Source organism: Oscillibacter sp. (genome assembly GCF_032060045.1).
Classification (GTDB): Bacteria; Bacillota; Clostridia; order Oscillospirales; family Oscillospiraceae; genus Oscillibacter.
In genome coordinates this window covers 36377-49246 of record NZ_DAMBZJ010000025.1, presented here as the reverse complement: position 1 = coordinate 49246, position 12870 = coordinate 36377, and the positions used below count along the sequence as shown (strand labels likewise).

The following is a 12870-nucleotide window of genomic DNA, read 5'->3' as shown; positions in this document are numbered from 1 at the left end:
GGCCCCACCGGTCCCACTGGTCCCACTGGTGCAAATGTGGCCTTATCTGGACTTCAGGTGCAGCTTCAGGAAAGCAGTGGCGGAACAGTAGCAAATGGAACCAATGTATTGTTCGATACCACGATTAATGCACCATCTGCAAACATCACGTATAACGCTGGTGTAGGAACGTTCTTTATCAACCAACCGGGAAACTATTATATTTCTTGGTGGGTTAATACAGACGGTGCCGAAATACAGACTTCAGTCTCCTTTGGCATCCGTGTTGTGAGCGGCCCTACAATTCTAGCATCTTCTCCTGACCCACTCGTTACACTGCAGCTTAGCGGCTCGGCTCTATTAACTGTGACTACAACCCCAACCATTTTTAACCTTTTTAACAACAGTGGCGCTACAGTCAACTATGGCACTTCTGCTATTCAGGCAAACTTAACCATCATTCAGGTTGACTAAGGCATTTTTCTCATAAAATAGCATTTTAAAGTGCTTGTAAACCCATATGGGTTTACAAGCACTTTTCTGTTATAGCCATTTCAAGGTCGGGGGCAACAAAGCGATCCGATAATGTTTTCACATTTTGAAATTATAATACGGGAGAAGGCACAAGAATTTCTTGCACTTTCTCCCGTATTATAATTGGCGGAGAAGGAGGGATTCGAACCCTCGAAACCCGTTAAGGTTTACATGATTTCCAATCATGCGCCCTCGACCAACTAGGCGACTTCTCCATAGATGCTTGGAAAAAACTGATCGATATGCATTGCTGTGGTGAGACAGCTTTATCATTATACCAAAACATGTCGGAATGTCAAGAAAAAAGTTTTGAGAATTAGACGTTATCATATTGGGAGCCCCTCTCGCCCAATTCCGACGCGGGAAAAGAGCGGGAGCATAGACTCCCGCCCTTTTTTCAGCGCATGGTGGAAACCAGATGATCCACAGTGTGGTCCACGGCGACGCCCAGCTTTTGAATGCCTTTACCCACCTGAGTTTTCATGGTCCGCTTTCCGTGGGGCATCATCATTCCAACCAGAGCGCCCGCAGCCATTCCGGCGCCCATGCCGAACCAAAACCCGGCATTGTTCCTCATATTTCGTCACTCCTTTTGCGGTCTGAAGCTAGTATGGCGCGTGGAGCGCTTCTTATGCCAAATTAATTTGCCAAATACCACCGGCTTCGGTATAATAAACTAGAAATAATCGTTGAAAGTAATGAGGACTTGACATGACCGTTTTGTATCTAATCCGCCATGCCGAGGCGGAAGGAAATCTTTACCGAATTGCGCAGGGCCAGTGTGACAGCATGATTACCGACCGGGGCTATCAGCAGATTGCCGCCTTGGCTGAGCGGTTTCGCGATGAGAAAATCGACGCCGTGTACTCCAGCGACCTGACCCGTACGCGTATCACCGCCGGGGCCATCGCCAACACAAAGGACCTGTCCATTCAAACCCGACCGGACCTGCGGGAAATCTGCGTGGGCGATTGGGAGGAGAAGACCTGGGGCGAAATCGGCATCGAGGCGGCGGAGCAGCTGGCACTGTTTACCTCCCGGCCCGACCTATGGCAGGTAGAAGGCGGCGAGAGCATGGCCGCCGTCCGGGATCGGATGATGACGGCACTGCGGGACATCGCCGAAAAAAATTCTGGCAAGACTGTTGCGGTATTTTCCCACGGGTGCGCCATCCGGCTGACACTGGGAGCGATTGAGGGCTGCGGCCTGAATGAGATTGGAAAGACGCCACATGGCGACAATACCGCCGTATCCAAAATTGAATATGAAAACGGGAAATTCCGCCTGCTTTACCGGGACGACAACAGCCACGTAAGCACGCTGTCTACCTTTGCAAAACAGCACTGGTGGAAGCACGCCAACGGCGTGGAACCGGGGTTATATTTTCGTGCGGTGGAGCTGCCCGGGCAGGCCGCGCTGCTAACGGACTGCGTGGGAAAGGGCTGGAAGGCCGCAGGAGAAACGCGGAAATTTAGCTCCGACGTCCTTTTGCAGGAAGCGGCGGAGCGACCCACCATCGGCGCTTACATCGAAGGTGCGCCCGCCGGGATTCTGCAATTGAATCCCGAAAAGGAAGCGGAGGAGAAGGTGGGTTGGATCTCTCTTTATTGCATGGCGGAAGGCTGCCGATCACGCGGGCTTGGCATTCAGCTTCTGGGGCAGGCCGTTTTGCGTTATCGGTCCATGGGGCGGGAAAAGCTGCGACTCTCCCTGCGCCGGGGGAATGAGGCCGCCTTGCGCTTTTTCACTCAGTATGGATTTTCTCCTGTGGACCCGGCAGCAGAGCCGTTGGTGCTGGAAAAAGATATTCGCCCCCGGGAGTGGGTGCCAGAATCGATTTGACGCATCGGAGAGCCCTTCGTAAAATTAGGAATGGTATTTCGAACGGAAACCGCATATCCTGATAGACAAGACCCCGCATCAACGCGGGGCGGGAAGGGACGGACACGTCGTGAATTTGGCTGTCATTGTATTGCTTTTCTCAGTGGGGCTTTTGTTGATTGTCAAGGGTGGAGACTGGTTTTTAGATGGGGCGGTGTGGATTGCGGAAACCTCTGGCATTCCACATTTTATTGTGGGAGCAACCGTGGTATCCGTCGCCACTACACTGCCGGAGCTGACGGTCTCTGTCACCGGCGTGCTGCGGGGGGAAATTGATTTGGCGGCGGGCAACGCCGTGGGTTCTGTCACTGCCAATGTGGGGCTGATTTTGGGAATCTCCGTGTTGTGCATCCCCTCCGTCGTGGACCGTCAATTTTCCCCAAAGGCGGTTTTGATGCTCTGCGGGGCGGCGCTGCTGACCATTTTGTGTCGAAATGGAAGCCTAACGTTTATTTCTTCGCTGTTGCTGCTTCTGATTTTTTCCCTGTACCTATGGAGCAATCTCCGCGACGCGGGAAAGGGTATGGCGGCGGAACGAGCAAGCAGGGCCCGTCGGCACAGCATCTCCCGGCGAAAAATGCTTTCAAAGCTTGCCATGTTTTTTCTGGGCCTTGCGGGGATTATCGGCGGTTCCCACTTGCTGATTGATTACGGAAGCGAACTGGCCCTTCGGCTGGGGGTGCCCGCCGGCGTGATCGGTGTGACGCTGGTGGCGGTGGGCACGTCTTTGCCAGAACTTGTGACGGCCCTTGCGGCCATTGCAAAAAAAGAGACAGCGATGTCCATTGGAAACATCGTGGGGGCCAATGTGATTGATTTGACACTGGCGCTGCCGCTGTGTGCCGCTGTATCTGGTGGAAAGCTGGCCATCGGTTCCCAGACCACTATGCTGGATTTGCCCATGTGCCTTGGGTTGTGCGCGCTTGCCATGCTGCCGCCCCTTGCCATCGGTCGGTTTTATCGCTGGCAGGGATTTTTGCTGGTGGGAATATACGCCGCGTATCTTGTGGTTTTAATGACGTGAAAGCGCGCCGGGAAACTTTTGAAAATTTCCCGGCGCACTTTCAATTTTGTGTGGCCCCGCGCTGGCGTGCCTTCTGTCCCACCGGGGACAAAGCGCTTAACGCGGAGTGCGCGCTAGGAGCGTTAACGGAACGCGGCGCCGGGGGTTACAGCATTTTCACCGTCCAGCAAAAAGCCATCTCGGTCATGCACGCGGGCGTTGCGAAGCATCTGCCCATAGTTGGCGCTGCGAATCACGCCGCTATCAGTTCTGTTTCCATTGTTTACAATTGCAGATTCGGGAGCGCCTACGCCGTCATTTTCAAGACCCAGCATTCTGTTATCTGCAGCGCCGGCGGCAGTACCGCTGGCACCGTCTTCAATGCGCCGCTGGTCTTTATTTTTTACCACGGCGGTTCCAGAAGCGGAGCCAGAGCCAGATCCAGAGCCGGCGTTGTTGTCAGTGACGGACTGATTGGGAGTGCTATTGGCGGGCTTGTTGTTTTTGCTAGTGCCGCAGGCCGTCAAACTCATGGCCATCAAAGCGGTAAGCAAAAACGCAAATGTCCTTTTCAAGTCGTTTCCTCCTTTGTGTGGACTTCGTTACATTGCGATACCCTGAGTTAGTATGGCATTAACAACGCGAAACAACCATGGCAGTTTTTTGCAAAATTGAGTGAAAAAAGTAACAATTTTAAAAACCGCTTGCATTCTTCAATAACGCATATTATCATATAACTAGAAATCATTACTGAATAGATTTTGAAAGGAGGCCCCATGCAGCCACAGCGATATTCGCTCCAAAGAGAAAAGATTTACGCGGTCGTGAGAGGGAGTGTGGAGCATCCCACGGCAGAGATGGTGTTTGCCTGGCTGAAGCCGGAAATTCCCAGACTGAGCCTGGGCACCGTCTATCGCAATCTTCACCGGATGGCGGAGGAGGGGCGGTTGCAAGAACTGCCTGGACCCATCGTCCGGTTTGACGGGGACACGACGCCACACGCGCACTTTACCTGTCTTACCTGCGGCGCCGTGAGCGACGCCGCGTGCTCTTACGACTCCGATCTGGATGCAACGGCGTGCAAAGAAGGCTATCAGGCCATACGCCACGCGCTTATGTTTTACGGGAGCTGCCCCCGGTGTGCGCAGGGTGAGGGAAAAGACGACTGTTGAGTGCACCGAAAAAATCGACAGGACATTCGTCCACGACTCCCCCGGGCGCCCATTTGCCCGTCATTGAAATACGTATCATTACAGTTAGCCACGGTGGCGGCACAAGGCACGCCGCCTGAGATAGAATGTTTGAAAGGGGAATGTGATCATGGAACTGAAGGGAAGCAAGACAGAAGCGAACCTGTGGACCGCGTTTGCGGGAGAGAGCCAGGCGCGCAATAAGTATGACTACTTTGCAAGCAAAGCGCGGAAGGAGGGCTTCGAGCAGATCGCAGCTATCTTCGAGGAGACCGCTCTGAACGAGAAGGAACACGCCAAGCTGTGGTTCAAGGCGCTGGACGGCATCGGCTCCACCGATGAAAACCTGGTGGCTGCCGCCGCGGGCGAGAACTACGAGTGGACAAACATGTACGCCGAAATGGCCCGCACTGCCGAGGAAGAGGGCTTTTTGGCGCTGGCTGCTCAATTTGAGGGTGTGGCCAAAATCGAGAAGACACACGAGGAGCGCTATTTGAAGCTGCTGGACAACCTGAAAAAGGGCGAGGTTTTCAAAAAGGGCGAGAAAGTTATGTGGTTTTGCCGTAACTGCGGCCATGTGGAAATCGCGGAGAACGCGCCCCAGGTGTGCCCCGTGTGCAACCATCCCCGGAGTTATTTTCAGGTTAAGGCCTTTAATTATTAAAGTACATTTGCGTGCCGGGACTGCCTCTTTTGCGGCGGCCCCGGCTTTCCCTGTCCGGCGGACAGAAAAAGCCATGAGAATCCGTCACTTTTAGGAAAAAGCAAATTGCGCACAAGCGAAGCGGGGGAGTGTTCGGATAAGTTTGTGGAAACAGACAAAAACCACTTCAATTCTCCCAGTGTATTTTTGAAATGTTTGTATAAAACCCTGTTGACGTTTTTGTAAAAAACGGATATGATATAAAGACAAAATGACAAGGTATGCGGAGTTTTAATACGGCGATAGGGAAAAGGAGTGCTGCATATGTATACACAGGAGATCACGGTCAATAACGAGGTGGGTCTTCACGCGCGGCCCGCGACGTTCTTTATCCAAAAGGCAAACGAGTTTAAAAGCGGAATCTGGGTGGAGAAGGAAGACCGCCGGGTAAACGCAAAGAGCCTTCTGGGCGTACTGTCCCTGGGCATTGTCATGGGGACGAAAATTACGCTGATTGCCGACGGAAGCGACGAAAAAGAAGCCGTGGCTGCGCTGACGGAGCTGATCGAGAACAATTTTGGCGAATAACCCGTTCACCTGCGAATAAAATCTCCTCGGAGAGAGAAGAGAAAAGAGGCGGCCGCGCCTCTTTCACCCCGCGGTAACGCGGGGTTTTCTTTTTTAACGCGGAAATGAAAGGAGGGAGTTTGTGACAAAAGACGAGCTGAGAGAAAAAGCCGGAAATCTGCCCCTGAAGCCCGGCGTTTATCTGATGATGGACAAAATCGGTAAGGTCATTTACGTAGGCAAGGCGAAAAAACTGAAAAACCGCGTCAGCCAATATTTTCAGGACAGCGCGTCCCACACGGCCAAGACCCGCAAAATGGTGTCTGAGGTGGATCGGTTTGATACGATCTTTGTCTCCAGCGAATGGGAAGCGCTGGTGCTGGAAAACTCCCTCATCAAGCGGCACATGCCGCAATACAATATTCTGCTGAAGGACGACAAAGGCTATCCCTTTGTGCGCTTGTCCAAGGAGATGTATCCCCGCTTTTCCATGGTCCATCGCTATGCAGCCGACGCGGCGCGGTATTTCGGCCCCTTTGGCGGCAGATTTGAGACGCGGCAGGCGTTGGACGCGGTGTGCGCCGCGCTGAAGCTACCCACCTGCCGCCGGAAATTTCCGCAGGATATCGGTGTGGGGCGGCCGTGTTTAAACTATCACATGGGCCGGTGTGATGGATGGTGCCGCCCTGGCTTGTCAGAGAAGGACTATCAAAGCCGCATGGCTCAGGCGGCGGCGCTACTGGAGGGAAAATCCAAGCAGCTTTTGCGGGAGATGACGGAGGAGATGGAAACGGAGGCGGAAGCCCTCCGTTTCGAGCGAGCGGCCATCCTCCGGGATCGGATCAACGCCATTGGCGCGCTGGCGAAAAAGCAGACCGTCATTGCTGGCCTTTGCGCTGACACGGACATCTGGGGTATCTACAAGGGGGCCAAGTGCTGCTACGCCATCCTTCACATGGAGGATGGAAATTTGGCGGGGCGGGAGACGGAGCTGTTTGCCGCTCCAGTGGATGAAGACGAAGGAGAAATGCTTTCCGCCCTTGCCGCGCAGTATTACTTGCCCCGGTCGCTGTTGCCCCACGAAATTCTGCTCCCCGCCGACGCGGGGAACTGCGAGGAACTGTCTGAAGCACTGTCGCGCAGGGCAGGGCGAAAGGTCTGGGTTCACGTTCCTCAGCGGGGAGAAAAGGCGGGCCTTTTGGAGATGGCCCGGCGAAACGCCGCTGAGGAAGCCGAGCGGGCCACCACTCGGGAAGAGCGCAGCAGTCAGGTATTGGCCCTCTTCACCAAAATGACGGGCCTGCCCCGGCCGCCGCAGCGGATGGAATCCTACGACATCTCCAACACTGGTTCCAGCGAAATTGTGGCCTCCATGGTGGTTTACGGAGGGGACAGGCCGCTGAAAAGCGCCTACCGCCGGTTTCAGATTAAGGATGTGTCCGGCCACCCGGACGACTATGCCTCTATGCGAGAGGTGCTGCGCCGCAGGCTTCAGCGGGCCGCCGACGGCGACGAGAAGTTTTTGCCCCTGCCGGATGTCTTTTTGATTGACGGCGGCGAGGTCCACGCCAAAACGGCGTTGGAGGTGACCCGGACATTTGGCCTGGATATCCCCATTTTCGGTATGGTAAAAGATGATCGCCACCGCACCCGGGCGCTGGTGACTCCCGAGGGATTGGAAATCGGCATTCAAGCGAATCAGGCGGTGTTTGCCCTCATCGGACAGATTCAGGAGGAGACGCACCGCTTTGCCATCACCTATAACCGGGAGAGCCATCGGAAAAACGCCCTGCGCTCCGCGCTGGATGAAATTCCCGGCGTGGGCCCCAAGCGGCGGGAGGCACTTCGAAAGCACTTTGGAACCGTCAAGGCTATCCGAGCCGCTACGGAAGAAGAGCTTGCCGTGGTGGTGGGGCCTGCTGCTGCGAGGGGGGCGTACCGCCATCTACACGAAAAGGATTCTCCCGCCGGCAAGGACGAACCGGCAAAGCAAGAAGACTGACGCGGGAGAAAAAAGAAGTTCCTCCTTATACAGCAATAAAAAGGACCGGCAGACGCCCTTTGGGCATTTGCCGGTCCTTTTTGTGTATGATAAGAAGAAGCGGCTCAATGCCTGAAAAACAGCTTGCGCAGATGACACTGCCAGAGCAATGTCATCTGCCCCAATACCCGGTCTATGAGAAGGAATGTCAGGTTTGCGCCCAACAAAAATGCCGCCGAAAGGGGCTTCAAACAGCCTGCAAGCTCTGTATTCAACACATCCAGACCCACTGCCCGCAGCAGAAAATAGAGTACGGCCACGGCGGCGTTGAATACCGCCAGCTTGCACAGCAAGCGCATAAAGCGAAGCCGGAGCCGGTCCAGCACGGGCCTAAGAACCGGATAGTATCCCAGAAGGAGATAGACCAGCGCAGACTCCTTGTTCGGTGCCAGTAGCAGGGCCAGCACCGTCGTCACCGCGTAGACGCTCAGCGCGGGTCGGGGCCCGCGCTCGGAAAGGACCGGCAGCAGAGTCAGCATTCCCAGAAGCGGTGCGCAGTATGTGGCGCCCGGGATGATGCTGCCCAGAGTCAGCAGAACCGTTCCGAGGGCGGCGGTTACACCGCACAAAGCGATTTCATGACTTTGTCGTCCCATCAGCTTATGTCCTTGTATTTGAGCTTGTAATAGCTCCAGCAGCGCCACTTGGAAAGCAGTTCCTGCCCACTTTGGTCCAGTGCGTCCAACGTGGTCACGGTCCCGTCGGGCAGAACGACGGTTTCTTTCTGCACCACGGGATAGGCGGTCCGGCGAAGCTGGTTTAAAAATTGAAACCAAGGGGTTTCGTTACCCCGGCCCGTCAGTTCCAGCACCGTCGCGCCCAAGAAGGAGGCGCTGATGGTTCCGTCTGTCGGCAAGTCCAGAGCGGCGACGGTGGCGGTCCAATCCAGTGTTTGAGCGGCCGCGTCGTTGGCCCAGATGACATAGGGCGTTTCATAGGACTTCAAAAAGCCCGCCGACCCATTCTCCTCCGGGGTCAGGTTGATGCCAAGCTCCTTATACGCAAGCTGATTATCGCCCAGATAGGGCAGGTGATCCCCCAGGAAAACCAGCATCACCGGCTCGCTGCGAGCGGCGAAATAGTCCGTCAGGCGGCCCAGCATGGCGTCTGCGTCCCGGGCGCCCTCGATGTAGACGGAAAGAAGCGCCTTGGCCTCGTCAGAGAGGGGGATGGAGGTCTGCACCGGGGGATAGGCATAGTCTGCTCCGTATTTATCAGTGGTGTAGGACATGTGGTTCTGAATGGTGGTGGTGTAATTAAACAGCGGCTTCCCGGCGGATACCGCGGATTCAAAGTTCTCCTCAATCAAACTGGCCAGTGAATCGTCAGTGACCCAGCGGCCCTTGTACTGGAGGTTCTGCATGTCCTCTGCAAACTCAATTTCCTCCGCGCCAAAAAAGTCGTAGACGTTTTCGCGGTTATAAAACCACGCGTCTCCAGGGTGGAGGAAGGAGGTGGCGTAGCCGTCCGCGGAAAAGACGCGGTACAGACTGTCCAGATTGCGGTTCACAGCCCGGAAGGCGGAGGTGGTGGTGGCGGAAAGGGCGTTGGTCTGCATCCCTGTCAGTACGTCAAATTCCGTGTTGGCAGTCCCCCCTGCAAAGCCGGGGACCACCACATGGCCGGAGACGGAGTGGGCACTCTCCCGAATGGCATGGAGATTTTTTAGAGGATTTTCCTCTGCCGGGTAGGTAAACATAGGCTGGTCCGTCACGTCGGAAAACGCCTCGTTCATCACCATGATGACGTTTACCGGCGCGCCCTGACCGGAAGCCTGCTCGCCTTTATCCCACGCTTCCGCAGCCGCACGGCTGAAGCCTACCGGTTTATCGACCGTGTAGGTGGTGAAGTGGTGGGTAAAGCAGTAGGGAAACCCCAGCTCATTAAACACGGAGGGAACGTAATAGGGATTGGAGACGGGGAAGGCATTGTAGAGGGAATTAGAGGCGTAAACGGTGAAAATCAGGCCCGCCAACACGCCCAGCGTACTTGCTGCGCCCAAAAAGCGCAGCAGGAAGCGTGTCCAGATGGGTCTTTCCGGAGACAGGGGTCTGCCCCGGAAAAAAACGCCCAGAGCGACCAGCAAAGCGCAGCTTATAACCACAACCGCAATTGCGGACCATGGAAAGCGGATGTCATAGGACCCGGCGGCGCTGGTTGCCTCCTTTAAAAGGCCCAGATCCCGGGGGAACAGCGGCTCGTTGCGGACCTCGATTTTAATGCGGTTGGCAATGGAGAGAATGCCGCAAAGGGTTCCCACCAGCGCGGCGGAGAAAAACACGTTTGCAAACAGCAGGGCAAAAGCCACAATCAAAAGCCCGATGGGCAGGGCGTTGAGCACGATGAGCAGCGGCTCCGCCAAAAAGAGAGAGAGGGCGGAGCGCAGGCTGTTCGGCTGAATCCAAAGGCAGAGCAATGTGTAAAACCCCGCCAGCAGCACCGCCAGTGAAAATGTCAGCGGCAGACCCATGCCACGGGCGGGAAGAAGCTTTGTATGTTTTCTCATATATAGAATGATAATCCTTTCCGCATAACTTTAAAATTCCTTTTCATTATAATGCTTTTTCTGAAAAAAGCAAGAAACCGCCCAGCCCTGCCCACAGGACAGAAAAACGCCCCACCAAATCTGGCGGGGCGTTTGGAAGTTACTGCGCCGGGACCTCGTGCTCTACATTCAGGCCCATCATATCGTCCACAGGGATGGAGAGAAGAATTCCCCGGGCTTCGGATTTAATACCGGCCTCGGTGTTGATCGCCTGCATAATGGTGTGTTTTTCTTTGCGGCTGCAAAGAATGCACACAATGCTCTTTTCGGCTTTGATGGAGACGCCTAAAAGTTTTTCAGCTTCTTCATAGCCCACGCCGCGCCCATCGATAATCGTACCGCCCATGGCTCCCACGGAACGGGCCGCACTCATAATTTTATCCGTGTAGCCGCGGTTTACAATGGCAACCACCAGCTCGTATTTCGAGCCGCCGCAGCCCTCCTGCTTTCCGGTGTTCTGATCCAATTCTTTATCCTCCTCCCGCAGCAGCATCTGAGAAAACAGGCTGCTGATTCCAGACAGTGGAATCGTAAAAACAATTCCGCGTCCCGGCTTGTGTAGCTGCATTTGCTTTGCGATTTCCTTGATAACGGACGGAAGCCGTTCCCTCGGACCCATGGTAATTACGAAGTCCTTTTCCGTTTTTCCAAGTCCCAGGTAATCCAGCATCTCGGAATTTGCCGTTCCCATGCCAAAGCAGAGAATATGGTAATACAGATGATGTCTGCGGCAGATTTCGGCGACCTTTTCACCCTTGCCGCGATCCACGATGGTGATCATCAGTTTGATAATCCGGTTACAGTCATTGCTCAATTATCTCGCCCTCCTCTCCATATTCTCCGGGCCCGTATTCTATAATCGTATCCTCCAGAGAGAACACAGCGTCGGCTTGGGCGCGCAGTGCCGACGAGCGCATCCGCATCTGATACACAAATCCCAAAACCTGAATCGTAATCAGTGGGGTCATAGCAACCATTGCTACGATACCAAATGCGTCGGTCATAATGTTTCCACCAAAGGTTTCTGCGGCTCCGATGGAAAAGGGGAGCACAAAGGTGGCCGTCATGGGTCCGCTGGCCACGCCGCCGCTGTCAAACGCAATGCCGGTAAAAATCTTTGGCACAAAAAACGACAGGACAATGGAAAGGACATAGCCGGGAATCAAAAACCACATGATCGATATGCCCGTCAGCACGCGGATCATGCCAAACGCCAGAGACATGGCCACACCGATGGAAAGGCTTAGCTGCATAGCGCTCTGGGAAATCGAGCCTTGCGTGACTTCCTCCACCTGCTTGTTCAGCACGTGAATGGCGGGTTCTGCCGCGACGATAAAATAGCCAATAACCATGCCCAGAGGAATCAGCGCCCAGTTGAAGGAGGCTTTGGCCATCTCTGAACCGATATAGTATCCCACCGGCATAAAGCCCACGTTTGCCCCCGTCAAAAATAAAACAAGGCCAATAAACGTATAGAGAAGACCCACCAGAATCTTTACCATCTGGCGCTTGTTATATCTGCGGGAAATGGCCTGAAACGCCAGAAAGAACAGCAGGATGGGGCCAAAGGCCTTCCCCACTTCCTCCACATAAATGGGAAGACTTCGTACAAACTGCGCTGCCACATCCTTGGTGGTGATTACCTCCGTAATGGTAATGGTGGTGTAATCGGAGGAGGAGGGGTTATACAAAAGCCCCAGCACCAGCACTGACAGAATGGGGCCGATGCTGCAAAGAGCAACGAGACCAAAGCTGTTATCCTGAGAGTTGTCTTCTCGCATAGTGGCCAGTCCTGCGCCAAAGGCCATGATAAACGGCACGGTAATCGGGCCGGTGGTCACGCCACCGCTGTCAAAGGCCATAGGGATAAAATCCTTTGAGACATAAAAGGCCAGAGCGAAGACAAGCGCATAGAAAATAAGCAAGAGATGCACTAAATTCAAATGAAAAACGGTCCGCAGGATGGCGACCGTTAAAAAAAGACCTACGCCCAAGGCAATCGTCCAGATTAATACGCTATCGGGGATGGCAGGGACCTGATGGGCCAGCACCTGAAGGTCCGGCTCTGCCACGGTGATAATCACGCCCATAACTAAGCCCACCGCAAGTGTGGCCGCAATGGACCTCCCGGGTTTGCCAAAGTGGCTGCCGATTCCCTGCCCGATGGGCATCATGGCCACGTCTGCGCCCAGAGAGAAAAACCCCATTCCCACAATCAGCATAACAGCTCCGGCGAGAAACAGGGTGATGGTCCCCACCGGAACAGGGATAATTGTGATTCCCAGCAGAAACACAATCACCGTGATTGGCAGAACAGATGACATGGATTCCTTAATTTTTGCTTTTAAATTTTCTTTCAATGATATCCTCCTAACTATGTATTACAAAGACTTCTGAAAGTCCTAAAATAAATCCGCCATGCCTGCCGGGAATCAGCACGCGCTTGAAAGCAGACCGTGCCAAAATCGCCGCCGCACCCCCCTCTAT

General features: G+C 54.4%; 12 protein-coding genes, 1 tRNA gene and 1 pseudogene. 7 read left to right on the top strand and 7 right to left on the bottom strand.

The annotated features are described in order from the left end of the window. Window positions 1-453: pseudogene (locus RT018_RS11085) on the top strand (collagen-like protein); the annotation flags it as partial. 184 nt (window positions 454-637) lie between these two features. Here RT018_RS11085 and RT018_RS11080 read toward each other — a convergent pair. Beyond that, a tRNA-Ser gene (locus tag RT018_RS11080) sits at window positions 638-728 on the bottom strand. Between the two features lie 182 nt (window positions 729-910). Further along, complete coding sequence (locus tag RT018_RS11075) at window positions 911-1090, bottom strand: hypothetical protein (protein ID WP_294857139.1); 180 nt, start codon at window positions 1088-1090, stop codon at window positions 911-913. 134 nt (window positions 1091-1224) lie between these two features. Between RT018_RS11075 and RT018_RS11070 the strand changes: the two genes are divergently transcribed. Together RT018_RS11070 and RT018_RS11065 are read left to right on the top strand one after the other, a co-directional pair. Beyond that, complete coding sequence (locus tag RT018_RS11070) at window positions 1225-2355, top strand: bifunctional histidine phosphatase family protein/GNAT family N-acetyltransferase (protein WP_312941911.1); 1131 nt, start codon at window positions 1225-1227, stop codon at window positions 2353-2355. A gap of 109 nt (window positions 2356-2464) precedes the next feature. Then, window positions 2465-3418 carry a calcium/sodium antiporter gene (locus RT018_RS11065; protein WP_312941910.1) on the top strand — a complete coding sequence of 318 codons (954 nt, stop codon included), beginning with the start codon at window positions 2465-2467 and terminating at the stop codon, window positions 3416-3418. A gap of 122 nt (window positions 3419-3540) precedes the next feature. Here the strand turns inward: RT018_RS11065 and RT018_RS11060 are convergent, their stop codons facing one another. After that, window positions 3541-3972 carry a hypothetical protein gene (locus tag RT018_RS11060; protein ID WP_312941908.1) on the bottom strand — a complete coding sequence of 144 codons (432 nt, stop codon included), beginning with the start codon at window positions 3970-3972 and terminating at the stop codon, window positions 3541-3543. Window positions 3973-4173: 201 nt separating this feature from the next. Here RT018_RS11060 and RT018_RS11055 point away from each other — a divergent pair, with 201 nt between their 5' ends. From RT018_RS11055 to uvrC, 4 genes are all read left to right on the top strand, one after another. Continuing rightward, window positions 4174-4569 (top strand): transcriptional repressor, encoded by a 396-nt coding sequence (locus RT018_RS11055; protein ID WP_312941906.1) that lies wholly within the window; start codon window positions 4174-4176, stop codon window positions 4567-4569. Between the two features lie 148 nt (window positions 4570-4717). Continuing rightward, window positions 4718-5251, top strand: coding sequence for a rubrerythrin (gene rbr / locus RT018_RS11050; RefSeq protein ID WP_312941904.1), 534 nt, complete (start codon window positions 4718-4720; stop codon window positions 5249-5251). A gap of 303 nt (window positions 5252-5554) precedes the next feature. After that, on the top strand, window positions 5555-5818 hold the full coding sequence (locus tag RT018_RS11045) for an HPr family phosphocarrier protein (protein ID WP_312611401.1): 264 nt from the start codon (window positions 5555-5557) through the stop codon (window positions 5816-5818). Window positions 5819-5939: 121 nt separating this feature from the next. Next, window positions 5940-7799 (top strand): excinuclease ABC subunit UvrC, encoded by a 1860-nt coding sequence (gene uvrC / locus RT018_RS11040; RefSeq protein ID WP_312941900.1) that lies wholly within the window; start codon window positions 5940-5942, stop codon window positions 7797-7799. 104 nt (window positions 7800-7903) lie between these two features. Here uvrC and RT018_RS11035 read toward each other — a convergent pair whose 3' ends face one another. The 4 genes from RT018_RS11035 to RT018_RS11020 all read right to left on the bottom strand — a co-directional run bounded on the left by RT018_RS11035 (window position 7904) and on the right by RT018_RS11020 (window position 12707). Beyond that, complete coding sequence (locus tag RT018_RS11035) at window positions 7904-8434, bottom strand: hypothetical protein (RefSeq protein WP_312941898.1); 531 nt, start codon at window positions 8432-8434, stop codon at window positions 7904-7906. Beyond that, window positions 8434-10344: an LTA synthase family protein gene (locus RT018_RS11030; protein WP_312941896.1), complete on the bottom strand. Its 1911-nt coding sequence runs from the start codon at window positions 10342-10344 to the stop codon at window positions 8434-8436. Before RT018_RS11030 ends, RT018_RS11035 begins: the two co-directional genes overlap by 1 nt. Window positions 10345-10483: 139 nt before the next feature. Further along, window positions 10484-11197 carry a P-II family nitrogen regulator gene (locus RT018_RS11025; protein ID WP_312941894.1) on the bottom strand — a complete coding sequence of 238 codons (714 nt, stop codon included), beginning with the start codon at window positions 11195-11197 and terminating at the stop codon, window positions 10484-10486. Then, window positions 11187-12707: a DUF1538 domain-containing protein gene (locus RT018_RS11020; RefSeq protein ID WP_397360182.1), complete on the bottom strand. Its 1521-nt coding sequence runs from the start codon at window positions 12705-12707 to the stop codon at window positions 11187-11189. The genes RT018_RS11025 and RT018_RS11020 overlap by 11 nt, the downstream gene beginning before the upstream one ends. Window positions 12708-12870 lie beyond the last annotated feature (163 nt).